Origin of the sequence: Allomuricauda sp. F6463D (assembly GCF_023015965.1) — a bacterium.
Lineage (GTDB): Bacteria > Bacteroidota > Bacteroidia > Flavobacteriales > Flavobacteriaceae > Flagellimonas.
Map to the genome: position 1 here is coordinate 1,822,274 of NZ_JALKAN010000001.1, position 25,002 is coordinate 1,847,275.

At 39.2% G+C, this 25,002-nt stretch carries 38 protein-coding genes; 1 reads left to right on the forward strand and 37 read right to left on the reverse strand.

Annotated features, from left to right (window positions below; genetic code table 11):
* Positions 1-14: 14 nt before the first annotated feature.
* Positions 15-929, reverse strand: coding sequence for a dimethylarginine dimethylaminohydrolase family protein (locus MWU56_RS08040; RefSeq protein WP_247043537.1), 915 nt, complete (start codon positions 927-929; stop codon positions 15-17).
* A gap of 284 nt (positions 930-1,213) precedes the next feature.
* Between MWU56_RS08040 and MWU56_RS08045 the strand changes: the two genes are divergently transcribed.
* The gene (locus MWU56_RS08045) at positions 1,214-1,675 is read left to right on the forward strand and encodes a hypothetical protein (protein ID WP_247043538.1); all 462 of its coding nucleotides are present in this window, start codon (positions 1,214-1,216) and stop codon (positions 1,673-1,675) included.
* Positions 1,676-1,750: 75 nt separating this feature from the next.
* On the opposite strand, the gene MWU56_RS08050 is transcribed toward MWU56_RS08045, so the two are convergent.
* The 36 genes from MWU56_RS08050 to rpsL all read right to left on the reverse strand — a co-directional run bounded on the left by MWU56_RS08050 (position 1,751) and on the right by rpsL (position 24,633).
* Complete coding sequence (locus MWU56_RS08050; protein ID WP_247043540.1) at positions 1,751-3,034, reverse strand: citrate synthase; 1,284 nt, start codon at positions 3,032-3,034, stop codon at positions 1,751-1,753.
* Between the two features lie 121 nt (positions 3,035-3,155).
* Complete coding sequence (locus tag MWU56_RS08055) at positions 3,156-4,694, reverse strand: glycogen synthase (RefSeq protein ID WP_247043542.1); 1,539 nt, start codon at positions 4,692-4,694, stop codon at positions 3,156-3,158.
* 119 nt (positions 4,695-4,813) lie between these two features.
* On the reverse strand, positions 4,814-6,106 hold the full coding sequence (eno, locus tag MWU56_RS08060) for a phosphopyruvate hydratase (RefSeq protein ID WP_247043545.1): 1,293 nt from the start codon (positions 6,104-6,106) through the stop codon (positions 4,814-4,816).
* A 116-nt stretch (positions 6,107-6,222) separates the two neighbouring features.
* Positions 6,223-7,335 carry a glutamine-hydrolyzing carbamoyl-phosphate synthase small subunit gene (gene carA, locus MWU56_RS08065; RefSeq protein WP_247043547.1) on the reverse strand — a complete coding sequence of 371 codons (1,113 nt, stop codon included), beginning with the start codon at positions 7,333-7,335 and terminating at the stop codon, positions 6,223-6,225.
* Positions 7,336-7,432: 97 nt separating this feature from the next.
* Positions 7,433-7,936, reverse strand: a complete 504-nt coding sequence (gene rplQ / locus MWU56_RS08070; protein ID WP_247043549.1) for a 50S ribosomal protein L17 — start codon at positions 7,934-7,936, stop codon at positions 7,433-7,435.
* Positions 7,937-7,997: 61 nt separating this feature from the next.
* Complete coding sequence (locus MWU56_RS08075; protein WP_247043550.1) at positions 7,998-8,990, reverse strand: DNA-directed RNA polymerase subunit alpha; 993 nt, start codon at positions 8,988-8,990, stop codon at positions 7,998-8,000.
* A 21-nt stretch (positions 8,991-9,011) separates the two neighbouring features.
* Positions 9,012-9,617: a 30S ribosomal protein S4 gene (gene rpsD, locus MWU56_RS08080; RefSeq protein ID WP_247043551.1), complete on the reverse strand. Its 606-nt coding sequence runs from the start codon at positions 9,615-9,617 to the stop codon at positions 9,012-9,014.
* 107 nt (positions 9,618-9,724) lie between these two features.
* Positions 9,725-10,117: a 30S ribosomal protein S11 gene (gene rpsK, locus MWU56_RS08085; protein WP_247043552.1), complete on the reverse strand. Its 393-nt coding sequence runs from the start codon at positions 10,115-10,117 to the stop codon at positions 9,725-9,727.
* 98 nt (positions 10,118-10,215) lie between these two features.
* The gene (rpsM, locus tag MWU56_RS08090; RefSeq protein ID WP_247043553.1) at positions 10,216-10,590 is read right to left on the reverse strand and encodes a 30S ribosomal protein S13; all 375 of its coding nucleotides are present in this window, start codon (positions 10,588-10,590) and stop codon (positions 10,216-10,218) included.
* Between the two features lie 2 nt (positions 10,591-10,592).
* The gene (gene ykgO / locus MWU56_RS08095) at positions 10,593-10,709 is read right to left on the reverse strand and encodes a type B 50S ribosomal protein L36 (protein ID WP_010519235.1); all 117 of its coding nucleotides are present in this window, start codon (positions 10,707-10,709) and stop codon (positions 10,593-10,595) included.
* Positions 10,710-10,713: 4 nt separating this feature from the next.
* Positions 10,714-10,929, reverse strand: coding sequence for a translation initiation factor IF-1 (gene infA / locus MWU56_RS08100; protein WP_014031991.1), 216 nt, complete (start codon positions 10,927-10,929; stop codon positions 10,714-10,716).
* A 77-nt stretch (positions 10,930-11,006) separates the two neighbouring features.
* Entirely contained in the window at positions 11,007-12,350 is a 1,344-nt protein-coding gene (gene secY, locus MWU56_RS08105; protein WP_247043554.1) for a preprotein translocase subunit SecY, read from the reverse strand.
* A gap of 10 nt (positions 12,351-12,360) precedes the next feature.
* Positions 12,361-12,813 (reverse strand): 50S ribosomal protein L15, encoded by a 453-nt coding sequence (gene rplO / locus MWU56_RS08110; protein WP_247043555.1) that lies wholly within the window; start codon positions 12,811-12,813, stop codon positions 12,361-12,363.
* Between the two features lie 13 nt (positions 12,814-12,826).
* The gene (rpmD, locus tag MWU56_RS08115) at positions 12,827-13,006 is read right to left on the reverse strand and encodes a 50S ribosomal protein L30 (protein ID WP_163626136.1); all 180 of its coding nucleotides are present in this window, start codon (positions 13,004-13,006) and stop codon (positions 12,827-12,829) included.
* Between the two features lie 12 nt (positions 13,007-13,018).
* Entirely contained in the window at positions 13,019-13,543 is a 525-nt protein-coding gene (rpsE, locus tag MWU56_RS08120) for a 30S ribosomal protein S5 (protein WP_119606789.1), read from the reverse strand.
* Between the two features lie 7 nt (positions 13,544-13,550).
* Positions 13,551-13,907: a 50S ribosomal protein L18 gene (gene rplR / locus MWU56_RS08125; protein WP_247043556.1), complete on the reverse strand. Its 357-nt coding sequence runs from the start codon at positions 13,905-13,907 to the stop codon at positions 13,551-13,553.
* A gap of 11 nt (positions 13,908-13,918) precedes the next feature.
* Complete coding sequence (gene rplF, locus MWU56_RS08130; RefSeq protein WP_247043557.1) at positions 13,919-14,461, reverse strand: 50S ribosomal protein L6; 543 nt, start codon at positions 14,459-14,461, stop codon at positions 13,919-13,921.
* Positions 14,462-14,480: 19 nt separating this feature from the next.
* A complete protein-coding gene (gene rpsH, locus MWU56_RS08135; RefSeq protein WP_247043559.1) occupies positions 14,481-14,879 on the reverse strand; it encodes a 30S ribosomal protein S8 in 399 nt (132 codons plus the stop codon).
* 18 nt (positions 14,880-14,897) lie between these two features.
* Positions 14,898-15,167, reverse strand: a complete 270-nt coding sequence (gene rpsN, locus MWU56_RS08140; protein WP_207096771.1) for a 30S ribosomal protein S14 — start codon at positions 15,165-15,167, stop codon at positions 14,898-14,900.
* A gap of 1 nt (position 15,168) precedes the next feature.
* Complete coding sequence (gene rplE / locus MWU56_RS08145; RefSeq protein WP_247043561.1) at positions 15,169-15,720, reverse strand: 50S ribosomal protein L5; 552 nt, start codon at positions 15,718-15,720, stop codon at positions 15,169-15,171.
* Positions 15,721-15,722: 2 nt separating this feature from the next.
* Positions 15,723-16,034 (reverse strand): 50S ribosomal protein L24, encoded by a 312-nt coding sequence (gene rplX / locus MWU56_RS08150; protein WP_247043564.1) that lies wholly within the window; start codon positions 16,032-16,034, stop codon positions 15,723-15,725.
* 16 nt (positions 16,035-16,050) lie between these two features.
* Positions 16,051-16,419 carry a 50S ribosomal protein L14 gene (rplN, locus tag MWU56_RS08155; protein ID WP_036379836.1) on the reverse strand — a complete coding sequence of 123 codons (369 nt, stop codon included), beginning with the start codon at positions 16,417-16,419 and terminating at the stop codon, positions 16,051-16,053.
* 2 nt (positions 16,420-16,421) lie between these two features.
* Positions 16,422-16,679, reverse strand: coding sequence for a 30S ribosomal protein S17 (rpsQ, locus tag MWU56_RS08160; RefSeq protein WP_014032003.1), 258 nt, complete (start codon positions 16,677-16,679; stop codon positions 16,422-16,424).
* 13 nt (positions 16,680-16,692) lie between these two features.
* Positions 16,693-16,884: a 50S ribosomal protein L29 gene (gene rpmC, locus MWU56_RS08165; protein WP_014032004.1), complete on the reverse strand. Its 192-nt coding sequence runs from the start codon at positions 16,882-16,884 to the stop codon at positions 16,693-16,695.
* 19 nt (positions 16,885-16,903) lie between these two features.
* Positions 16,904-17,323 (reverse strand): 50S ribosomal protein L16, encoded by a 420-nt coding sequence (rplP, locus tag MWU56_RS08170; protein ID WP_247043566.1) that lies wholly within the window; start codon positions 17,321-17,323, stop codon positions 16,904-16,906.
* Between the two features lie 19 nt (positions 17,324-17,342).
* Entirely contained in the window at positions 17,343-18,053 is a 711-nt protein-coding gene (rpsC, locus tag MWU56_RS08175; RefSeq protein WP_247043568.1) for a 30S ribosomal protein S3, read from the reverse strand.
* Positions 18,054-18,062: 9 nt separating this feature from the next.
* Positions 18,063-18,470 (reverse strand): 50S ribosomal protein L22, encoded by a 408-nt coding sequence (rplV, locus tag MWU56_RS08180; RefSeq protein WP_247043570.1) that lies wholly within the window; start codon positions 18,468-18,470, stop codon positions 18,063-18,065.
* A gap of 7 nt (positions 18,471-18,477) precedes the next feature.
* Positions 18,478-18,756, reverse strand: coding sequence for a 30S ribosomal protein S19 (gene rpsS, locus MWU56_RS08185; protein WP_247043571.1), 279 nt, complete (start codon positions 18,754-18,756; stop codon positions 18,478-18,480).
* A gap of 11 nt (positions 18,757-18,767) precedes the next feature.
* Positions 18,768-19,592 carry a 50S ribosomal protein L2 gene (rplB, locus tag MWU56_RS08190; RefSeq protein WP_247043573.1) on the reverse strand — a complete coding sequence of 275 codons (825 nt, stop codon included), beginning with the start codon at positions 19,590-19,592 and terminating at the stop codon, positions 18,768-18,770.
* Positions 19,593-19,601: 9 nt separating this feature from the next.
* Entirely contained in the window at positions 19,602-19,892 is a 291-nt protein-coding gene (gene rplW / locus MWU56_RS08195; protein WP_247043574.1) for a 50S ribosomal protein L23, read from the reverse strand.
* A 7-nt stretch (positions 19,893-19,899) separates the two neighbouring features.
* Positions 19,900-20,529 (reverse strand): 50S ribosomal protein L4, encoded by a 630-nt coding sequence (gene rplD / locus MWU56_RS08200; RefSeq protein WP_247043575.1) that lies wholly within the window; start codon positions 20,527-20,529, stop codon positions 19,900-19,902.
* The gene (rplC, locus tag MWU56_RS08205) at positions 20,529-21,146 is read right to left on the reverse strand and encodes a 50S ribosomal protein L3 (protein ID WP_247043576.1); all 618 of its coding nucleotides are present in this window, start codon (positions 21,144-21,146) and stop codon (positions 20,529-20,531) included. The genes rplD and rplC overlap by 1 nt, the downstream gene beginning before the upstream one ends.
* A 164-nt stretch (positions 21,147-21,310) precedes the next feature.
* Positions 21,311-21,616: a 30S ribosomal protein S10 gene (gene rpsJ, locus MWU56_RS08210; RefSeq protein WP_014032013.1), complete on the reverse strand. Its 306-nt coding sequence runs from the start codon at positions 21,614-21,616 to the stop codon at positions 21,311-21,313.
* A gap of 11 nt (positions 21,617-21,627) precedes the next feature.
* On the reverse strand, positions 21,628-23,754 hold the full coding sequence (fusA, locus tag MWU56_RS08215) for an elongation factor G (protein ID WP_247043577.1): 2,127 nt from the start codon (positions 23,752-23,754) through the stop codon (positions 21,628-21,630).
* Between the two features lie 8 nt (positions 23,755-23,762).
* Positions 23,763-24,239 (reverse strand): 30S ribosomal protein S7, encoded by a 477-nt coding sequence (gene rpsG / locus MWU56_RS08220; protein WP_247043578.1) that lies wholly within the window; start codon positions 24,237-24,239, stop codon positions 23,763-23,765.
* Positions 24,240-24,258: 19 nt separating this feature from the next.
* A complete protein-coding gene (rpsL, locus tag MWU56_RS08225; protein WP_247043579.1) occupies positions 24,259-24,633 on the reverse strand; it encodes a 30S ribosomal protein S12 in 375 nt (124 codons plus the stop codon).
* Positions 24,634-25,002: the final 369 nt, after the last annotated feature.

The following is a 25,002-nucleotide window of genomic DNA, read 5'->3' on the forward strand; positions in this document are numbered from 1 at the left end:
AAGTTGGGTTAAAATTAAACTCTGATCAAAGGCATCGTACTACAACGTAACAGGCCTTCTTGTTTTGCAATTTCGGAATACGGAATTTCCTCAACGGTAAATCCCTGGTCCCGAAGCCAATTGTTCAATCGGGTAAAACTCCTTTCCGACACCACTACCTCAGGTGATATGGAAAATACATTACTGAACATTTGATACATTTCCTCTTTATCAATCTCAAAAATATTTTCCGCACCGAAGAAATCCACTAAGTACTGGTATTCCTCCTCGACCAAAAATCCATTTTTATGTAAAATTGCTTTGTCCTTTCCAATAGGTTGGAAACAACAATCCAAATGCAGTGCATTTTCTTTTGGATTGGTGTTCGATTTTCTCAACTCGAAAGATTTTACGGTTTTATGAGGGAACATTGCACGAATATATTCCACTGCTTCCAAGTTGGTTCGAGCTGTAATATAATCAGCATAATCTACCCCTGAATAGGTTCCAATGAAAATATGATCGTTCCAGGGCATTACATCCCCTCCTTCTATATGTACTTCTTCAGGCGGACGAACAATCTTTATGGGATCAATTTTATCGAGAACTTCATGTATTGCAACAAATTCACGTTCTCGGTTGGGCAAAATATTGGCATGAAACAGTTTATCTTCAATAACAAAAGCTATATCGCGCGTAAATATTTGATTACAACCCTCCAACACTTCTGGTCGGTACACATCAACTCCATATTTTTCAAAGACTGCGGCAAAGGCTTCAATTTCTTTGACCATATCTGTTTCTTTGGGATAGGTTCCAGCTTTTATGTGTTCTATGGACTTAGGATCGTAAGCTTCGTCAATTGTAGGAACCGGACCGCTATTTTGGGCAGTTCCCAATATAACAGCTTTTAATCTACTGGTCTCATCAATAATGTTCAATTCCATCATAAAAGGTTTATTAGGTACCAAAAATATATATCACAGGAATCAATACGGGAAAACCCTGAAAATTCTGTGGCAAATCTAGTGTTTTAGTTCATTTTATCTGTCAATGAAAATGATAAAATCACCTACAAAGTATCGGGAAAGAACTTTTAAAATAAAACATTTAATAATTAGTCAAAAACTTGTATGTCAAATAGATAAAATTAACGTTAAAACTTAAAAAATTGACAGATGTAAAGTTACCAATAGAATTTAATGATTACATTTGCAATCAGATTTTTCTTACAATGAAAAAAATAGTATTTACATCGATTTTATTGGCGACCGTATTTATCGTTTTAAAAGACATAGATGCTTTCCAAAAAATAGAAGAAATAAAAATCGTTTCTACATCGAATTCAGAATTAAAGAAATCGATTTACACTGTTAAATATGAGGACTGTATTCATAAAAGTGGGTTTCCAGATAACGATGCTTTATTCTCCAATGAAACCAGTGCCGATGTTGCGGAGAGTTTTGTAAAGGTGGACGCGTCCTTAAAAAAATATAAAAAATCATTGGATTCAACTATAAAAAACTTGAGCGTTGTGGATGCCCATGATTTTATCCATCAAACTTTTAAAAAGACCCGAATAGCCATTGCCAACAAAAATATCTCTGACATTCAAAAACATTACTACTTTGGAATTATGCAAATTTGCTATGATAGTGACAAGTATTTGAATCAAAATGCCGTAGGAAGACTTTAGCTCAAAGAAAGATAGCAATAAAAAAAAGGAGCTATACCGCTCCCTTTTTTTCCTTTTCGTCCCAAATCTTACCTTCTACCTTTTTTCCAATGAAACAAAGTTCCTAAGGTTTTCTCCTATATAAACTTGTCTAGGCCTTCCTATCGGCTCTTTTCTCAATCTCATTTCTCTCCATTGTGCAATCCATCCTGGCAATCTGCCCAAAGCAAACATTACAGTGAACATCTCGGTTGGTATACCCAATGAACGATAAATGATTCCTGAATAGAAATCTACATTGGGATAAAGTTTTCTATCTACAAAATACTTGTCCTCCAAGGCTTCTTTTTCCAATCCTTTGGCTATATCTAAAATAGGATCTTGAATACCAAGGTTGCCAAGTACTTCGTCTGCCGATTTTTTAATGATTTTTGCTCTAGGGTCAAAGTTTTTGTATACCCTGTGTCCAAAGCCCATTAAACGGAAAGGATCACTTTTGTCCTTTGCTTTGGCCATATACTTTTTGGTGTCGCCACCATCTGCTTCTATTGCTTCCAGCATTTCCAAAACAGCTTGGTTAGCCCCTCCGTGCATGGGACCCCATAACGCAGAGATTCCGGCTGATAGAGAAGCAAACAACCCTGCATGGGAAGATCCAACGATACGTACAGTAGAAGTTGAACAGTTTTGCTCGTGATCTGCGTGTAAAATTAATAGTTTATCCAGAGCATCTATGGCAATCGGGTCTCTCTTATATTCTTGATTAGGTCTTTTAAACATCATTTTATGAATGTTCTCTACATAACCAAGACTATCATCTCCATAATCCAAGGGTAGCCCTTTCTTCTTACGCATAGCCCACGCCACCAAAACAGGGAATTTGGCCAAAATACGTACTATGGAACCGTACATTGCAGATTCGGATGACACATCCACACAAGATGGGTTAAAAGCCACTAAAGCACTCGTTAAAGAAGATAACACGCCCATTGGGTGTGCTGATTTAGGGAAACCATCCAAGATTTTCTTCATTTCCTCATCTACTTGGGACTCTTCCTTAATATCATTATGGAATTTTTCCAGTTCTTCTTTATTTGGTAATTCACCAAAAATCAAAAGATAGGCCACTTCCAAAAAGTCGGCCTTCTCCGCTAAATCCTCAATCGAATATCCGCGATATCTCAAAATCCCTTTTTCGCCATCTAGAAAGGTAATTTCACTTTCGCAAGATCCAGTGTTCTTATAACCGGGATCTAAAGTTACCATTCCAGTTGCGGCCCTTAAGGTTTTAATATCTATGGCCAATTCATCTTCAGTACCTTTGATAACGGGGAATTCAAATCTTTCACCCCCATATTCGAGTATAGCTTTATCCGACATCTTATATTTTAATAGATTAGTAAAAATAGAAAGCGAAAAATACGAAAAAGCACAGCCATTAACAATTCCCAATCGCTATTTCTGCCGCTATTTACGATAAAATATAGGGGGAAACAGTCCTTTAGTCCTGTTTGTAAAGCAACTTATAATATTGGTCTACAGATTTCTTCCAGGTAAAGCGTTTTTTCCTTGCAGCCACTTGTATTTTTTTCCAGTTGGGCTTATCGTTTTCGAACACATCCAAAGCCATATCAAACGCTTCTAACATGTTTTTTATTTTTTCATCATAACTGTCTCCGTCAAACGTAAAACCTGTTTTCCTGTGTTCTACCGTATCCTTTAATCCCCCTGTATAATGAACCAAACAAGGGTTCCCATTTCTCATGGCCAACATTTGACTGATTCCACAGGGTTCAAATAGACTTGGCATTACATAGAGATCGGACTCTAGGTATATGGAGTCTATCAATTTTTCGGATTGACCATTGGTAAAGATAAAATTCTTGTGTTCGTAGCTTAATTTTCTAAATAGTTCTTCGTACTCAGGAGCGCCTGTTCCCAACAGCATAAAAATGCCGTCAATCTTCTCCAGTTTGTGCAATATTTCCACAAATGCTTCTGGTGAACGCATAAAAAAATAAAATTTTTGTTCGGTTAGCCGTGCGACACTGGACGCTATAAACTTGGGTCTTTGATCTACATAAGTCATGATTTTTTCACCCGTGTGGGCCAAAAAATCAGCTTTGTACTTTTTTGATTCTTCTTGCAGCCACCTAAAAAGAGCTTTTACCGTGTTCCGGTAGATATTTCCTTTTTTCTCATTGTTGATATTCTTGTAGTTGCACCCATTCAAAATACCAAACAACCGTCCTTCTTGATCGGCGATTTGTAAATCCTTTTCCAAACTTTCTCCTCCAATGAATTCTGGTGGCGAACTTGGTTTGAGCACATCTTCTTTATACGATGGTGAAACAGTGTGCACAGCGTCGGCAAAACGAATACCCACGGCCATTAAGTTGATACAATCTTGGTATCTATAATCCATCAATTTTTGATAATCTAAAGATACATTAGGGAACCAGTGTTTAACGGACGAGTAGTTTCCATCGAACGGACGTATGCCTTGAATAGCTAAATTATGGATGCTATATATAATTCGAATATCCTTTAGATTGGTATAATCTTGATGATATTCCCTTAGGAACAATAGCAAACTTGAATGCCAATCATGTAAATGGATAATATTTAAATCGCCAAACGCTCCCTGTTTGATTGCCTCGGCCACAGCCGTACAAAATATGAAGTATTTAATGGCATCGGTAAAGAAGGGTTCTTCAGGATCGTTGTGGTAAATATGTGCAATATCCCCAGCTTCTATCTCAGGGTGATGCAATACATAGTGAAATATATTCGAAAACTCTTTTTTTGGCTTTACCTCGTATAATTCAGCCGTGTAACCAATACCACGTAACGAAAAATTTAAGGTGGCCCGGGGCAATCCTCCTTGGTGTAATCTAGAATAGGAAGGAACCACAACATGAACCTTATCACCCCTTTCCGAAATCTGCCTGGGCACGTCTCTAACCACATCTCCCATACCACCTGCTTTACAATTTTCTATAGCATCATTTTCGGCGGCAACAAAAAGAAAGTTATTCATGCGGGAGAATTTAAAAGGTAGTTTAGTGACCCCTTAAGTTAACCAAACTTTGTTATTGAAACAAAAAAAAGCCTTTTCCAATTGGAAAAGGCTTTTAATATGCTAAATAATTATTATGCTTATTTTATCTTAAATGCTTTTTCTTGAGGGTAGTATGCAATATCTCCCAAGGCTTCTTCAATTCTTAACAATTGATTGTACTTGGCCATACGATCACTCCTTGAAGCAGAACCTGTTTTAATCTGACCTGTGTTCAATGCAACGGCCAAATCGGCAATGGTATTATCCTCTGTTTCACCTGATCTGTGCGACATTACAGAAGTATATCCTGCGTTCTTCGCCATATTCACAGCAGCTATGGTCTCTGTTAATGTTCCAATTTGGTTTACCTTGATCAAAATTGAATTGGCAATACCATTTTCAATACCACGGGACAAACGTTCCACATTGGTTACGAACAAATCATCTCCTACTAACTGAACTTTGTCTCCAATTTTTTCAGTCAGCATTTTCCATCCGTCCCAATCGTTTTCGTCCATACCATCTTCAATTGAAATAATTGGGTATTTATCACAAAGGTCGGCAAGGTATTGAGCTTGTTCTTCAGAAGTCCGAACTACACCCTTACTACCTTCAAATTTGGTATAATCGTAAGCGCCGTTCACAAAAAATTCTGCAGCGGCACAATCCAATGCTATCATAACATCATCACCCAATTTGTAACCTGCTTTTTCAACAGCTTTTGCAATGGTATCCAAGGCATCTTCAGTACCACCTTCCAAAGTTGGTGCAAAACCACCTTCATCACCTACCGCCGTGCTCAAATTACGGTCATGCAATACTTTTTTTAGATTATGGAAGATTTCAGTTCCCATTTGCATGGCATGGCTAAAGTCTTTTGCCTTTACGGGCATTACCATAAACTCTTGAAATGCTATAGGCGCATCGGAATGTGAACCTCCGTTGATAATGTTCATCATTGGTACTGGAAGCGTATTAGCGCTAACTCCACCTACATAACGGTACAATGGAATCCCCAGTTCGTTGGCTGCTGCCTTGGCTACTGCCAAGGATACTCCCAAAATGGCATTTGCCCCCAATTTTGATTTGTTTGGGGTGCCATCCAACTCAATCATGGTATTATCGATGTGATTCTGTTCAAAAACAGAAGTACCGAGCAATTCTTCAGCGATAATGGTGTTTACATTATTCACGGCTTTCCCAACGCCTTTACCCATAAAGGTATCACCACCATCTCGTAACTCAACTGCTTCATGTTCTCCAGTAGAGGCTCCAGAGGGCACTGCTGCCCTTCCCATTATTCCATTTTCCGTTACTACATCTACTTCTACTGTTGGATTTCCTCTAGAATCCAATATCTGTCTTGCATGAATGTTGATAATGATGCTCATTTTAATTCAATATTTTAGTTGTGATTATTGGGCTAAGATACAAAAGGTGACGTTGTTAACTTCATGATATTGCCCACAAAACATACATAATTCCTTAAAAACAAAACTATAACGTTTTAGTTTTTACTTGCCTTGATCAAATCAAAGAACTGGTCGAACAGATAATCTGCATCGTGTGGGCCTGGACTTGCTTCTGGGTGATATTGCACCGAGAAAACGTCTTTATTCTTCATTTTAATACCGGCCACCGTTTGATCGTTCAAATGTGTATGGGTAATCTCAAGCTCAGCATTTGCTTCGGTTTCTTCCCTGTTAACAGCGAACCCGTGGTTTTGGGAAGTAATCTCCCCTTTTCCCGTCATTAAATTTAAGATAGGATGATTGATTCCCCTATGTCCATTGTGCATTTTATAGGTAGAAACTCCGTTGGCAAGTGCCAATACTTGGTGTCCCAAACAAATTCCAAACAAGGGCTTATTTGAGTCGATGATTTCTTTGGTAGCTGCAATAGCATCCGTTAATGGTTCTGGATCTCCGGGTCCATTGGAAATGAAATATCCATCCGGGTTCCAGGCCTTCATTTCATCATAAGATGAATTATAAGGGAATACTTTGATATGCGCTCCTCTCTTAGCCAAGTTTCTTAGAATATTCTTCTTGATTCCGATATCTAATGCAGATATTTTAATTTCGGCATTTTCATCTCCGTAGTAATAGGGTTCTTTCGTGGAAACTTTGGACGAAAGCTCCAACCCTTCCATACTTGGCACTTGTTTCAATTCTTCTTTTAAGGCATTTATATCATCCACTTTGGTGGAGATCAACGCATTCATTGCACCATTATCCCTAATATAGCTCACCAAAGCACGTGTATCCACATCGGAAATAGCTAATAGATTGTTCTTGTCCAAGAATTCCAATAGGCTCATCTCTGCACTGGGTCTTGAGTATTCATAACTGAAATTTTTACAGATAAGCCCCGAAATTTTAATTGAATCTGATTCAACTTCTTCCTTGTGGGTACCATAATTCCCAATATGTGCATTGGTGGTTACCATTAACTGTCCGTAATATGATGGGTCGGTGAATATTTCCTGATATCCGGTCATCCCAGTATTGAAACAAACTTCTCCAACCGCGGTACCTTCTTTACCTCCTACGGCCTTTCCATAAAATATGGTTCCGTCCGCTAACAAAATCAACGCTTTCTTCTTTGTGTGATACTTCATTTCGTGTTCTAGTTTCAGTTAAGACAAAAAAACATAAAAAAAGGATAAGTTTTCACTTATCCTTTTTCCTAAAATATAATAATTAATAACATTCTTCTTATTCTTCAGAATCGTCAGTTTTGGTTTCGGCCGCTGGAGCCGGAGTTTCAGCTTTTTTGGTGCTTCCTCCTCTTCTACTTCTTCTTGTTGATTTCTTTTTGGGCTTACCAGCATTGTATAGCTCATTAAAATCCACCAACTCGATCATCGCCATATCGGCGTTATCTCCCAAACGGTTACCCAATTTAATAATTCTTGTATAACCTCCTGGTCTGTCACCTACTTTCTCGGCAACTGTGCTGAACAATTCAGTTACTGCCTCCTTACTTCTCAAGTTACTAAAAACAACCCTTCTATTATGTGTACCTTTTTCGGTAGTTTGGTTGTTCTCTGTTTTTGCTTTAGTAATCAAAGGCTCAATGAACTTCTTCAACGCCTTGGCTTTAGCAACCGTAGTGTTGATTCTTTTGTGTTCTATAAGGGAACTTCCCATATTGGCCAACATGGCCTTTCTGTGGGCAGCTGTTCTACCTAAGTGATTAAACTTTTTTCCGTGTCTCATTGTTCTATATTATCATCTTGCTACCAAATCCCAAATTAATTGAGAGAGCAAAATATGATTATTAATCTTTATCTAATTTGTATTTGGAAAGGTCCATACCAAACTGTAGGCCTTTGTTGATGACCAATTCTTCCAACTCGGTCAATGATTTTTTACCGAAGTTTCTGAACTTCATCAAATCATTTTTATTAAAGGAAACCAAATCTCCCAAAGAATCAACTTCAGCAGCTTTGAGACAGTTCAATGCCCTTACGGACAAGTCCATATCTACTAATTTGGTCTTTAATAACTGACGCATGTGCAATGATTCCTCATCGTAGGTCTCTGTTTGTGCAATTTCGTCGGCTTCCAACGTAATGCGCTCATCGGAGAACAACATAAAGTGGTGAATCAAAACCTTGGCTGCCTCGGTCAAGGCATCTTTTGGATGGATAGAACCATCTGTGATGATTTCAAAAACCAATTTTTCGTAATCGGTCTTTTGTTCTACCCTAAAGTTTTCGATACTGTATTTTACGTTCTTTACAGGAGTATAAACAGAGTCTACCGCTATGCTGCCCAAAGGTGCATTGGCCTTTTTGTTTTCCTCAGCGGGAACATATCCACGACCTTTTTCGATAACAACCTCAAGGTTAATACTTACCTTAGGATCCATATTGCAGATTACCAAGTCTGGATTCAGTACTTGATATCCTGAAATAAACTTTTGGAAGTCACCAGCAGTCATTTGCTCTTTTCCACTTACGGAAATAGATACAGTTTCACTCTCAACATCATCAATCTGTCTTTTAAACCTAACCTGTTTAAGGTTCAGGATTATTTCTGTAACGTCTTCAACAACGCCAGGAATAACAGAAAATTCATGTTCAACTCCATCTATGCGCACAGAAGTGATGGCAAAACCTTCCAAAGAGGAAAGTAATACCCTTCTCAGCGCATTCCCAACTGTTAATCCATAACCAGGTTCCAAAGGACGAAATTCGAATTTCCCTTCGAAATCTGTTGAATCGATCATTATAACTTTATCGGGCTTCTGAAAATTAAGTAATGCCATAATTGGATTAATGTTGAATTCTTATTTAGAGTATAATTCGACAATCAGTTGCTCCTTGATATTCTCAGGGATCTGAAGTCTTTCTGGAACGGCAACAAATGTACCTTCTTTCTTTTCAGAGTTCCATGTAATCCATTCGTAAACACTGCTATTGTTAGCTAAAGAGTCCTCAATGGATTGTACGGATTTAGATTTTTCCCTAACACCAACTACATCACCTGCTTTTAGTGAATAGGATGGAATATTAACTACTTCTCCGTTTACGGTAATGTGACGGTGCGAAACCAATTGGCGCGCTCCTCTTCTTGAAGGGGAAATTCCCATTCTATAAACGACATTGTCCAAGCGGGATTCACACAATTGAAGTAAGATTTCACCAGCAACACCTTCTTTTCTTTTGGCTTGAGCAAAAAGATTACGGAATTGCTTTTCTAATATACCATAGGTATATTTTGCTTTTTGCTTCTCCATCAACTGGATTGCATATTCAGACTTTTTACCACGACGTCTGTTGTTACCGTGTTGTCCTGGAGGATAATTTTTCTTTTCGAAAGCTTTGTCGTCTCCGAAAATCGCTTCTCCAAACTTTCTAGCGATTTTTGATTTTGGTCCTGTATATCTTGCCATCTTCTTTTAGTTTGAAAGTGCGATTATGAATTAAGGCTTATCCTTCGATAATCTAACTGCACCTTCTAGTGAAGACCCTTTTGGGGCCATTTATCTATTAATGATTATTAAACTCTTCTTCTCTTTGGTGGTCTACAACCGTTGTGAGGTAGTGGAGTAACGTCTATGATTTCTGTCACCTCAATTCCTGAATTGTGAATTGAACGGATAGCAGATTCTCTACCGTTACCTGGTCCTTTTACGTAAACTTTTACTTTTCTTAGCCCTGCTTCGTTAGCTACCTTGGCACAATCCTCAGCTGCAATCTGTGCTGCGTAAGGAGTATTCTTTTTTGAGCCACGGAATCCCATTTTCCCAGCGGAAGACCATGATATAACATCACCTTTCTTATTGGTAAGGGAAATAATGATGTTGTTGAAAGAAGCAACAATATGTGCCTCTCCAGTAGATTCTACTACTACTTTACGCTTTTTAGCTGTTTTGGTACTTGCCTTTGCCATATTTTTTAGTTTCTAGTTGTTAGCTCTTAGTTATTGGAATCCTAGACTTTTACATTTCAAACAGATTCTTCTAACGTCTAAATACTAATGACTACTGATTATTTAGTTGCTTTTTTCTTGTTGGCAACTGTTTTTCTTTTTCCTTTTCTGGTCCTAGAGTTGTTCTTTGTACGTTGACCTCTTAATGGCAATCCAGATCTATGACGAATTCCACGGTAACACCCAATATCCATCAATCGCTTGATGTTCATTGAGGTTTCTGAGCGAAGCTCACCTTCTATTGTATAAGCGGATACTGCTTCCCTAATCTTTCCGATTTCATCATCGGTCCAATCAGAAACCTTTGTATCTTCACTTACTTGGGCTGCTTCCAAAATTTTTTGCGCTCTGCTATTACCTATTCCGAAGATGTAGGTAAGCGCGATAACGCCACGCTTTTGTTTAGGTATATCTACCCCTGCAATTCTTGCCATAATTACCCTTGTCTTTGTTTAAATCTAGGATTCTTTTTGTTGATTACGTACAATCTGCCCTTTCTGCGAACAATTTTGCAGTCGGCACTTCTCTTTTTTATTGATGCTCTTACTTTCATGTAACTAGTATCTATAAGTAATTCTTGCTTTTGTTAAATCGTATGGACTCATTTCCAACTTTACTTTATCTCCAGGAAGTAACTTAATGTAGTGCATGCGCATTTTCCCCGAAATATGAGCTGTTACCACATGTCCATTTTCCAATTCTACCCTGAACATTGCATTGGACAATGCTTCAATAATAGTCCCGTCTTGTTCTATTGCTGGCTGCTTTGCCATATTCAGTTATTCGTTTTACGTTTTTAAAGTAGTAGGTTAGTCTAGCAAAAATTCCGCTAGCTTCCAACCTTTATTATTTATGCTACTTTTCTATTTTTACCTGTCTTCATTAAGCCATCGTAATGCCTGTTCAACAAATAAGAATTTACTTGTTGTACAGTATCAATTGCCACACCAACCATAATTAACAGTGATGTACCACCATAAAACAATGCCCATCCAGCCTGTACATCCATCAATTTTACAACTACCGCTGGTAATACAGCTAATAGCGCCAAAAAGACAGAACCAGGAAATGTGATCAAAGACATTATTTTATCTAAATAATTCCCTGTTTCCTTACCTGGACGTATACCCGGGATGAAACCACCACTTCTCTTAAGGTCATCCGCCATCTTATTGGTAGGCACGGTAATCGCCGTATAGAAATAAGTAAATATTATGATCAATACTGCAAATAGTATATTGTATGCTAAACCAAAAATATCTGCAAACTGAACTTCCATCCATTGGCCTGCAGCCGTATCGTTAAATGTTCTACCAATCAAACTTGGTGCAAACATAATCGCTTGTGCAAAAATAATGGGCATTACACCAGATGCGTTCAACTTTAAGGGGATATACTGACGTGCTCCCATAACGTTCTTCTCATATCCACCAGAAGCAGTTCTTCTTGCGTACTGAACTGGGATTTGTCTGATAGCCATTGTTAAGTAAACACATGCCAAGATAACCAAGAACCAAACTATAACCTCAATCAGCATGAACATGATACCACCTGTATTATTGGTGGTTCTGGAAACAAATTCCTGGGCAAATGCTTGGGGTAATGTTGCGATAATACCCACCATGATCAATAAAGAGATTCCGTTTCCGATTCCCTTATCGGTGATTTTCTCACCTAACCACATTGCAAATACACATCCTGTTACCAATATAATAACAGCTGGAGCTATAAAATCCAATCCTTTACCCAAAACAAATGCACTATCCGGTACACCTAAGGCACTTAAACCGTACAAATATGCAGGAGCTTGAACTATACAGATACCTATTGTTAACCAACGTGTTATCTGGTTAATGGTCTTTCTGCCACTTTCTCCTTCCTTTTGTAGTTTTTGAAGATAGGGAATAGCAATTCCCATCAACTGTACCACAATGGATGCGGAGATGTAGGGCATAATACCCAAAGCAAATACCGAAGCATTCGCAAAGGCACCACCCGTAAAAGCATTAAGAATACCCAAGATACCATTTTCGGTATTCGATGATAATTGGGCCAATTGGGCGGTATCAATACCGGGAAGAACTATTTGGGCTCCAAATCGGTAAACCAATAACAGTCCCAATGTAAGGATGATCCGTTGTCTCAATTCCTCAATCTTCCAGATATTTGATATGGTCTCAATAAATTTCTTCATGCTATAATTCTTATAAACTTATTGCTTCACCTCCTGCTGATTCTATGGCAGCTTTAGCGGAAGCAGTAAATTTATGTACCGATATTTTTAGAGCAGCTTTCAATTCGCCATCTCCCAATATTTTTACCAAATCGTTTTTGTGAACCACACCATTTTCAATTAGCAGTTCCAAGGTGACCTCTTTTTTGATTGTTCCTTTATCCACCAATTCTTGGAGTTTGCCCAAATTGATGCCGGTATACTCTTTTCTGTTTATGTTAGTGAAACCGAACTTGGGTACACGTCTTTGCAATGGCATCTGTCCACCTTCAAAACCAATCTTTTTGGAATATCCAGATCTAGACTTGGCTCCTTTGTGTCCACGGGTAGAAGTTCCTCCTTTACCTGAGCCTTCTCCTCTTCCTACACGTTTTCCTTCTTTGTGCACAGCGCCATCCGCTGGTTTTAGATTATTTAAATCCATGTGCCTTTATATTTTAAGCTTCCTCTGTGGAAACCAAGTGTTTTACCTTATTTACCATTCCAAGGATACTCGGAGTTGCTTCATGTTCAACTACCTGTCCGATCTTATGCAATCCAAGAGCCTCCAAAGTTCTTTTTTGGTTCTGTGGTTTTTTAATACCGCTCTTTACTTGTTTAACTTTAATCTTTGACATAATACCCTCTATTTATCCTTTAAAGACTTTTTCCAAAGAAACTCCTCTTTGCTTAGCAACGGTGTCAGCACTTCTCAATTGCAATAATGCATCAAAAGTAGCTTTTACCACATTATGCGGATTGGAAGATCCTTGTGATTTAGACAATACATCCTGAACACCTACAGCTTCCAATACGGCTCTTACGGCCCCACCGGCAATTACCCCGGTACCATGTGATGCAGGTTTGATATAAACTCTTGCTCCACCATATTTACCTTTTTGTTCATGAGGAAGTGTTCCTTTGTTCAATGGAATACGTACCAAGTTTTTCTTGGCATCCTCAATAGCTTTGGCGATTGCTGTGGCAACTTCTTTGGATTTTCCCAAACCATGTCCAACAACTCCGTTTTCATCACCAACAACCACTATAGCCGAAAAACCAAAGGCTCTACCACCTTTTGTTACTTTGGTAACCCGTTGTACTCCAACCAATCGGTCTTTCAACTCAAGTCCACCTGGCTTTACTGTTTCTACGTTTTTGTATTTCTGGTACATAGTTTTATTAGAATTTTAGTCCTGCTTCCCTAGCTCCTTCTGCCAATGATTTTATTCTCCCGTGATATAGGTTTCCTCCCCTATCAAAAGCTACGGCTTCTACTCCTAATTTAAGAGCCTTTTCAGCTATGGCCTTTCCCACGTTGCTTGCAATTTCGGACTTGGTCCCTTTAGTTGCCTCAACATCCTTGTCTCTGGATGAAGCTGCCGCCAAAGTTACACCTTTATCGTCGTCAATCAACTGTGCGTATATTTCTTTATTGCTTCTGAACACAGACAACCTTGGTCTTGCTTCAGTTCCGAAGGATACTTTTCGAATTCTTCTTCGGATACGTAATTTTCTTTCAGTCTTAGATAACCCCATAGTCTTAATTATTAAGCTGATTTACCTGCTTTTCTTCTTAATTGTTCACCGACAAACTTAACACCTTTTCCTTTGTAAGGCTCTGGCTTACGGAAGCCTCTGATTTTAGCAGCGACCTGACCTACCAATTGTTTGTCGTACGATGTTAATTTAATGATAGGATTCTTTCCTTTTTCCGAGATAGTCTCAATCTTTACTTCAGGAGCAATATCCAAAACAATATTATGAGAAAACCCAAGGGCCAAATCTAATTTTTGTCCTTGGTTGCTAGCTCTATAACCAACTCCTACAAGTTCCAATTCTTTGGTCCATCCGTTGGTTACTCCTTCTACCATATTATTGATAAGAGCGCGGTACAAACCATGCTTTGCTTTGATATCCTTGTTATCCGAAGATCGTTCCAAAACAACGTTTCCATCTTCCACCTTTATGTCAATTCCTGAAAACTCTTGTGTAAGTTCTCCTAATTTACCTTTTACAGTAACAACAGAGTCTTTCACCTCTAAAGTGACTCCATCAGGAATTTTAACTGGACTGTTACCTATTCTTGACATTTCTATTCTCTTTTCTCAATTAATATACGTAGCACAATACCTCGCCACCTACGTTCTCTTGTTGGGCTTGCTTACTTGTCATTACCCCGTGAGAAGTAGAAACGATAGCAATTCCCAATCCATTCAAAACCCTAGGCAAATCATTAGAGCCTGAATACTTGCGCAGACCGGGCTTACTTACCCTCTGCAATTTTTTAATAATAGGTTCCTTGGTAAATTTATCATACTTAAGGGCTATTTTTATGTTACCCTGTACTTCATTTTCCTCGAACTTATAGCTCAAAATATATCCTTGATCGAACAATATTTTGGTAATTTGTCTCTTTAGATTGGAACCGGGGATATCTACAACCCTATGACCTGCCTTACTGGCATTTCTCAATCTGGTCAAATAATCTGAAATTGGATCTGTAAGCATTTCTTTTCTTTATCTAAATTACCAACTTGCCTTTTTAACTCCCGGAATCAAACCCTTATTGGCCATTTCCCTGAACATAACCCTGGATACACCAAATGTTCTCATGTATCCACGAGGTCTACCAGTTAATTTACAACGGTTCCTCATGCGAACAGGAGAAGCGTTCTTTGGCAATTTCTGCAAAGCCTCATAATCTCCCGCCTCTTTAAGAGCCTTTCTTTTTTCGGCGTATTTTTCTACCATTTTAGCCCTTTTTCTTTCACGGGCTTTCATTGATTCCTTGGCCATACTAGTTCTTTTTAAAGGGTACTCCCAGTTCGGTTAACAATGATTTTGCTTCTTTATCAGTATCAGCAGATGTCACAAACGTAATGTCCATACCGTTGATCCTGTTTATTCTATCTATATTGATTTCTGGAAAGATGATTTGTTCTGCAACTCCTAAGTTGTAGTTCCCTCTACCGTCAAAACCTGTAGCTCTAACTCCAGAGAAATCACGAACCCTAGGAAGGGCACTGGTAATCAATCTATCTAAAAACTCGTACATACGTTCTCCTCTAAGAGTAACTTTTGCACCAATCGGCATTCCTTTTCTCAATTTGAACGTAGCAACGTCTTTTTTGGAAAGGGTAGCGACAGCTTTCTGACCAGTAATATTGGTCAATTCATCTAGAGCATGATCAATTAGCTTTTTATCTGAAACAGCAGCACCGACTCCTCGGCTGACCACTATTTTTTCCAACTTAGGAACTTGCATTACATTTTTGTAACCAAATTCTTCTGTTAGCGCCTTGATCACGCGCTCCTTATATTCTTGCTTTAATCTTGGAATGTAACTCATGACTAAATTACTTCATTGGATTTTTTGGAAACTCTTACTTTATTTCCATCCCTTACTTCGTATCCAACTCGAGTAGTTTCACCCGATTTTGAATCGATCAAGGAAAGATTGGAAATATGCATTGGAGCCTCCTTTTTTGTTATGCCTCCTTGAGGGTTGTTTGCGCTCGGCTTTTCGTGTTTGGACACCTCATTGATACCCTCCACGATAGCTTTGTTCTTTTCACGGTCTACACGAAGTACTTTACCTTCGCTGCCTTTGTGGTCTCCCGCAATGACTCTTACCGTATCCCCTGTTTTTATTTTCAACTTCATCTCTCTGATATTTCTTTTATAGCACTTCAGGCGCCAATGAAACAATCTTCATGAATTGTCTGTCCCTCAACTCCCTTGCAACAGGACCAAATACACGCGTTCCCCTCATCTCCCCGGTCGGGTTCAACAACACACATGCATTGTCATCGAATCGGATATAAGAACCATCTGGCCTTCTTACTTCCTTCTTAGTTCTAACAACAACCGCTGTAGAAACAGATCCTTTTTTTACAGTACCATTTGGAGTCGCTTCTTTAACGGTAACAACGATTTTGTCACCCAAGGAAGCGTATCTCCTTTTTGTTCCTCCCAGTACACGGATGGTCAAAACCTCTTTTGCACCTGTATTATCCGCAACTTTTAATCTTGATTCTTGCTGTACCATAATTATTTAGCTCTTTCTAGGATTTCTACCAACCTCCAGCATTTTGTTTTGCTCAATGGTCGTGTTTCCATTATTTTAACGGTATCACCTTCGTTGCAATCGTTCTTCTCGTCGTGGGCAACATATTTTTTGGTCTTCAGAACGAACTTCCCATACATGGGGTGCTTCACTCTTTTTACCTCAGAAACCACTATCGATTTCTCCATTTTGTTGCTGGTAACAACGCCTATTCTTTCTTTTCTTAAATTTCTGTTTTCCATAAGGCAGAACCGATTATTGTAATTCCCTTTTAGTTAATTCAGTTGCAAGTCTTGCTACCGTCCTTCTTGTCTTTCTGATCTGTAAAGGATTTTCCAAAGGAGTAACAGCGTGCGCCATTTTAAGATCAGCGTGTTGTTTTTTGAACTCGGCCAATCTCTCCTTTAGCTCTTCAATTGAAAGTTCTTTTATTTCTGATTGTCTCATCTTTCTTCTCAATTAAAAATTAGGCGGAATAATCCCTAGCTACAACAAACTTGGTTTTAACCGGCAGTTTTTGCGCTGCTAGCCTCAAGGCTTCCTTAGCAACATCCATTGGTACACCACCGACTTCGAACATGATTCTACCAGGTTTTACCACGGCTACCCAATATTCTGGAGCACCTTTACCTTTACCCATACGAACTTCAAGAGGTTTTTTGGTTATAGGTTTGTCCGGAAATATTTTAATCCACAATTGACCTTGTCTTTTCATGTATCTTGTCGCAGCGATACGCGCAGCCTCTATTTGACGGGATGTAATAAAGTGCGAATCCATAGATTTGATACCAAACATCCCATTGGAAAGCTGGTGCCCTCTCTGCGAGTTCCCCTTCATACGCCCTTTCTGGGCCTTACGAAATTTTGTTCTTTTTGGCTGTAACATTTTACCTTACTTTATCTTATTACTTTCTGCGGCGAGATTTCTTATTATCCTTACCACCTTTTCCTTGACTCTTACTCAATCCTACCAACGGAGAAAGATCTCTTTTTCCATACACTTCCCCTTTCATAATCCATACCTTAATCCCTAATCTACCGTAAGTAGTATGGGCCTCATGCAAGGCATAGTCAACATCTGCACGGAAAGTGGATAATGGAATCCTTCCTTCTTTGTAAGATTCGGACCGTGCCATTTCAGCACCGTTCAAACGTCCGGAAATCTGAATCTTGATACCTTCTGCATTCATACGTATTGCCGCAGCAATCGCCATTTTAATGGCACGTCTGTATGAAATCCTGCTTTCTATCTGTCTTGCAACACTCGCTGCAACCAAGTTGGCATCAACCTCAGGTCTCTTGATTTCGTGAATATTGATCTGAACCTCCTTGTTGGTAATTTTCTTAAGCTCTTCCTTAAGTTTATCAACTTCTTGCCCACCTTTACCAATAATAATACCAGGCCTTGCCGTAGTAATGGTAATTGTGATCAATTTTAAGGTTCTTTCTATAATTACCCTAGATACGCTAGCTTTGGCCAAACGTGCAAAAAGGTATTTTCTGATCTTATCGTCTTCAGCCAGTTTATCGCCGTAATCATTTCCTCCATACCAGTTGGATTCCCATCCTCTGATAATTCCTAAGCGATTTCCTATTGGATTGGTCTTCTGTCCCATATTATTCTTCTAGCTTTCAACGTTGTTATTGGCCTCCAAAATCATAGTAACATGATTGGAACGCTTTCTAATTCTATGTGCTCTACCTTGTGGAGCTGGTCTCAATCTCTTCAACATAGTTCCCCCGTCCACACGAATTTCCTTGATATAAAGATCAGCTGCCTCAATATCTGCACCCTCATTTTTAGCTTCCCAGTTAGCTATTGCAGACAGCAAAAGCTTTTCTAGTTTTCTGGATGCTTCTTTAGGATTGAACCTTAGGGTAGCCAATGCCATCTCAATTTGCTTCCCTCTTATCAAGTCAGCGACCAAACGCATTTTTCTTGGAGAGGTTGGACAATTGTTAAGCTTTGCAATAGCAAGTTGCTTTCTTTCTTCCTTTAACCTTTCGGCCATTTGTCTTTTACGAACTCCCATAGCTTACTTACCTTTTACCTTTGTTTTTAGCTCCTGCATGACCTCTAAAAGATCTTGTAGGTGAAAATTCCCCTAGTTTGTGACCCACCATATTCTCAGTAACAAATACGGGAACAAATTGTCTACCGTTGTGTACTGCGATGGTTTGCCCAACAAAGTCTGGCGTTATCATTGAGGCCCTAGACCACGTTTTGATAACTGATTTCTTACCTGATTCTATATTGGTCTGGACTTTTTTCTCCAAACTAAAATGAACGTATGGTCCTTTTTTTAACGAACGTGCCATTTACTTTTCTTTTATTTCTTTCTACGTTCTATGATATATCTGTTGGTGTCCTTAGTCTTGGAACGGGTTCTAAATCCTTTTGCAGGAATACCGTTCTTAGATCTTGGATGACCTCCTGAAGCTCTACCTTCACCACCTCCCATTGGGTGATCAACAGGGTTCATAGCTACTGGTCTAGTTCTTGGTCTTCTACCTAACCATCTACTTCTACCCGCTTTACCGGATACCAATAATTGATGATCAGAGTTGGAAACTGCCCCAATCGTAGCCAAACAAGTAGCTAAAACCATTCTAGTTTCCCCTGAAGGCAACTTCATTGTCACAAACTTACCGTCCTTTGCCATTAACTGAGCAAAAGTTCCAGCACTTCGCGCCATAATTGCACCTTGACCAGGTCTCAATTCTATACAAGATACAATAGTACCCAATGGAATTTCACTCAATGGAAGTGCATTTCCAATCTCGGGAGCTGAACCAGAACCAGACTTGATTGTCTGACCTACCTGCAATCCGTTTTGGGCAACCACATATCTTTTTTCTCCATCCTTGTATTCTACCAAGGCGATAAACGCAGTTCTATTGGGATCATACTGAATCGACACCACAGTAGCCTCGACACCTTGCTTGTCCCTTTTGAAATCGATTATTCGATATCTTCGTTTATGACCGCCACCTCTGTGACGCATCGTCATTTTTCCTTGACTGTTCCTACCACCTGTTCTTTTTATCGGAGCAAGCAAGCTTTTCTCCGGCTTATCAGTAGTAATCGCGTCAAATCCGTTTACTACTCTAAAACGCTGCCCAGGGGTTATCGGTTTTAATTTTCTAACTGACATCTCTTGTCTTTATAGATTACTGTAAAAATCAATAATATCACCTTCAGCCACATCAACAATTGCTTTTTTGGTAACATTTGTCTTACCATGCTGAATTCCGGTTTTTGTATAACGACTCTTACGCGTTGGACCATAATTCATGGTTCTTACCTTTTCAACAGAAACACCATAAGTTGCCTCTACCGCCTCTTTGATTTCCAACTTGTTAGCCCTAGGGTCAACAAAGAAACCATAGCGATTGAAAAGCTCGCTGTCAGCGGTCATCTTTTCCGTAATTATCGGTTTTATCAACACACTCATGATATTGTTATTTCTTTAGGTTCGATTCAATTCCTTCCAAAGCACTTTCGGTCAAGACTAAACTCGTTGCATTAACGATTTTGTAAGTGTTTAATTCTGAGCCTGTTATGACTTCGGAGCGTTCCAAATTACGCGACGACAAATATACGTTATTATTTGAATCGCCCAACACAATAAGGGACTTTTTATTTTCTATTCCCAAGGAAGACAAGAAATTAACAAAGTCCTTTGTCTTTGGTGCTTCAAAACTAAAGTCTTCCACAACAACCAAAGCTTTTTCTTTGGACTTTAAGCTCAAGGCAGATTTTCTTGCCAATCGCTTCATATTCTTGTTCAATTTCTGGGTATAATCCTTTGGCCTAGGACCAAAAATTCTACCACCTCCTCTAAATACAGGTGATTTTATACTACCTGCTCTTGCAGTACCTGTACCTTTTTGTTTTTTAATTTTTCTGGTACTACCAGTTATCTCAGCTCTTTCTTTGGCTTTGTGCGTTCCCTGTCTTTGATGGGCCAAGTACTGCTTAACATCCAAATAAATAGCGTGCTCATTAGGCTCTATGGCGAAAACATCGCTAGAAAGGTCTACCTTTCTACCCGTTTCTTTTCCTTTGATATCTAAAACTGCAACCTTCATTACTTCTCAATTGTTACGTAAGCATTCTTATGACCTGGAACACATCCTTTAACTACTAAAAGGTTTTTCTCAGGAACCACTTTCAATACTCTCAAGTTTTGAACTGTCACTCTTTCACCGCCCATTCTACCGGCCATACGCATACCTTTCACAACTTTTGAAGGGTAAGATGCTGCACCAATGGAACCAGGGGCTCTCAATCTATTGTGCTGACCATGGGTCGCTTGTCCGACTCCAGCGAATCCATGACGCTTTACAACACCCTGGAATCCCTTTCCTTTTGATGTCCCAATGACATCAACAAATTCTCCTTCTACAAAAAGGTCAACACCTACGGTGTCACCTAATTTGAAATCTCCTTCAAACCCTTGGAACTCGATGACTTTTTTCTTCGGAGAAGCACCTGCTTTTTTGTAATGACCTGATTCGGCCTTATTAGCACGTTTTTCTGCCTTGTCATCGAAACCTAGCTGAAGGGCACTGTACCCGTCGACCTCTTCGGTTCTGACTTGGGTAACCACGCATGGCCCAGCTTCCAACACGGTACATGGAATATTCTTTCCATTCTCGTCGAAAATGCTGGTCATACCGATTTTCTTACCTATTAACCCAGACATATTTAATTAATTAACTATTAGTTACTCTTTAAAACTCCTGCCAATTTTTTGGCAAAAAAAGTGGGTCTAGAAAATATTCTGTTCTGACCCAGATTTTTTTCTTTCTCCGTTTTTCCCGAACCATCGTTCGAGACATGTTGCTCCCACCTAGGGCAGAAACATCATCAGACCTTTATCTCTACCTCAACTCCACTAGGAAGCTCAAGCTTCATAAGGGCGTCGATAGTTTTTGATGAAGAACTGTAAATATCCAACAACCTCTTATAAGAACTCAATTGGAACTGCTCTCTAGATTTTTTGTTCACGTGAGGTGAACGCAAAACCGTAAATATTTTTTTGCGTGTTGGCAATGGAATTGGTCCAGTCACCACAGCACCTGTTGTTTTTACTGTCTTCACGATCTTCTCAGCAGATTTGTCCACTAAATTGTGATCGTAAGATTTCAATTTTATTCTAATTTTTTGACTCATCTTGCTGAAAATTAAGCGGTTACTCCTTTTGCTGCTTTAATTACTTCCTCCGCAATATTAGAGGGTGTATCTGCATAGTGTGAAAATTCCATCGTGGATGTTGCTCTACCTGAAGATAATGTTCTCAAGGAAGTTACATAACCAAACATTTCTGATAATGGCACTTCAGCCTTAACGACTTTAGCTCCAGCTCTATCAGACATACTGCTTACCTGACCTCTTCTACGGTTCAAATCTCCAACAATATCCCCCATATTTTCTTCTGGGGTAAGAACTTCTAATTTCATAATTGGCTCCATCACGACAGCTTTCGCTTTTTTAGCAGCATCCCTGTAACCAAGTTTTGCAGCAAGCTCAAAAGACAATTGATCAGAATCCACTGGATGGAAAGATCCATCTTTAAGCGTGATTTTCATGGAATCCATTTCAAACCCAGCTAAAGGACCATTTTTCATAGCCTCTTTGAATCCTTTTTCTACAGATGGAATAAATTCTTTAGGAATGTTACCACCTTTTATCGAATTGACAAATTCAAGTCCAGACTTACCTTCTTCCGCCGGCTCCATAGTAAATACGATATCCGCAAATTTACCACGACCACCAGTTTGTTTCTTATAGGTCTCTCTATGATCAGCTGTTCCAGTAATCGCCTCTTTATACTCTACCTGAGGCTGTCCTTGGTTAACATCCACCTTAAACTCACGTTTAAGACGATCACAAATAATATCCAAATGAAGCTCTCCCATACCAGAAATAATGGTTTGACCTGATGCTTCATCAGTTTTCACTTGAAAGGTTGGATCTTCTTCAGCCAACTTAGCCAAAGCCATACCCAATTTATCAATATCAGCTTTTGTTTTTGGCTCTACCGCAATACCTATAACGGGATCAGGGAAGTCCATACTCTCCAATACAATCGGAGCCTTTTCATCAGACATGGTATCACCTGTCTTGATATCCTTAAACCCAACCGCAGCACCAATATCACCAGCTTCTATGAAGTCAATTGCATTTTGCTTATTGGAATGCATTTGATATATACGTGAGATACGTTCTTTTTTACCGGAACGATTATTCAAAATGTATGAACCAGCATCCAAACGACCAGAGTACACTCTGAAAAATGCTAAACGACCTACAAAAGGATCGGTTGCAATTTTAAAAGCAAGCGCTGCAAATGGCTCCTTAGGGTCAGGTTTTCTTGTAATGGACTCTCCCGTATTAGGATCAGTACCCACAATGTCATCCTTATCCATTGGAGATGGCAAGTAACGGCAAACAGCATCCAACAAAAACTGAACTCCTTTATTTTTAAAGGAAGAACCGCAAACCATCGGTATAATAGCCCTATCCATTACAGCCGCACGCAAAGCAGCGTGTACTTCATCCTCTGTAATAGACTCTTCATCTTCGAAGAATTTCTCCATCAACTCCTCATCATACTCGGCAACTGCTTCAATCAAAGCAGCTCTATACTCTCTAACCTCATCTTTCATGTCGTCAGGAATATCCACAACATCGAAAGTTGAACCGAAATTATCTTCATGCCATACAACAGCTCTGTTCTTGGCCAAGTCAACAATTCCCCTAAAATCAGCTTCATCACCAATTGGCAATACAATTGGCACCGCATTGGAACCCAACATTTCACGAACCTGCTTACACACGTTCAAGAAATTAGAACCTTGACGATCCATTTTGTTAACGAATCCAATTCTCGGTACTTTGTAATTATCAGCTAACCTCCAGTTGGTTTCGGACTGTGGCTCAACACCATCAACGGCACTGAACAAAAACACCAATCCATCCAATACACGTAGGGAACGGTTTACCTCAACCGTAAAGTCAACGTGCCCGGGGGTGTCAATAATATTAAAATGGTAATCTTTAGTATCTGGCAAAGTTTGCGCATTCTCCATCGGAAACTTCCATGTACATGTAGTTGCCGCAGAGGTAATTGTAATACCACGCTCCTGCTCTTGCTCCATCCAATCCATAGTAGCAGCCCCATCGTGGACCTCTCCTAATTTGTGACTCACACCAGTATAGAAAAGAATACGCTCTGTAGTAGTTGTCTTTCCAGCATCAATGTGAGCTGCAATACCTATATTCCTTGTATATTTTAAATCTCTTCCCATTGTCTTGATTAGAATCTAAAGTGCGAGAATGCTTTATTGGCCTCAGCCATTTTATGTGTATCAACTCTTTTCTTAACTGCAGCACCTTCTTCTTTTGCTGCCGCCAAGACTTCCGCAGCCAATTTCTGCGCCATTGATTTCTCATTACGCTTTCTTGAAAAGCTGATCAACCATTTCATGGCAGTGGAAATTTTCCTGTCTGGACGAATCTGCATTGGAATCTGAAATGTTGCACCACCCACTCTTCTACTACGAACCTCCACGTGTGGCATAACATTGGAAAGAGCATCTTTCCATAACTCCAATCCTGTTTTTTCTTCGTCGGTGTTTTTTTCATCAACGATTTCAATTGCATCATAGAAAATCTTAAACGCAACTGATTTTTTACCGTCCCACATCATCATGTTTACAAAACGTGTAACAAGTTGATCGTTAAACTTTGGATCCGGTAATAAAGGTCTCTTTTTTGCCTGCTTTTTTCTCATCGCTTCTTCTTAAAAATGATTAATTTTTAGGACGCTTTGCACCATACTTAGATCGTCGTTGCGTTCTTCCCGCAACACCTGCGGTATCCAATGCACCACGAACGATGTGATATCGCACACCAGGCAAATCCTTTACTCTTCCGCCCCTAACCAATACTATCGAGTGTTCTTGGAGGTTGTGTCCTTCACCAGGGATGTATGCATTCACCTCTTTACCATTGGTCAACCTTACCCTTGCTACTTTACGCATTGCAGAGTTTGGCTTTTTAGGTGTAGTAGTGTAAACACGTGTACAAACCCCTCGTCTTTGAGGACACGAATCCAAAGCAGCCGATTTACTCTTCTTGGTCATCGTGGCCCTTCCTTTTCGTACTAATTGTGAAATTGTTGGCATTAAATTTCTTTTAAAAACTAAATAACCCTCTTTTTGAGGGCTGCAAATGTAATGATATTTCCCAATAATTCAAACCCTAATTAATTTAATTTAAAGGAAGAACAAAAAAAGTTTGAACACGCACCATAAAACAACCTTCTCAACCAAGAAATCATTCACACCTTATTTAATTACAACAGAACAAAACATCAAAATTATACCTTAATATATATACAAACTCAAAAATGACCCCACAATATCTTTTTTCCGCAGTCACCACAATATCTAGATAAAGTTGGAATCTGAATCAAAATAAAAAGGAAAAATAAAACCCATTAACTCGCCGTGAATAGTGATAGCGTATAGGAAGTTGCATAAAAAACAATTCCG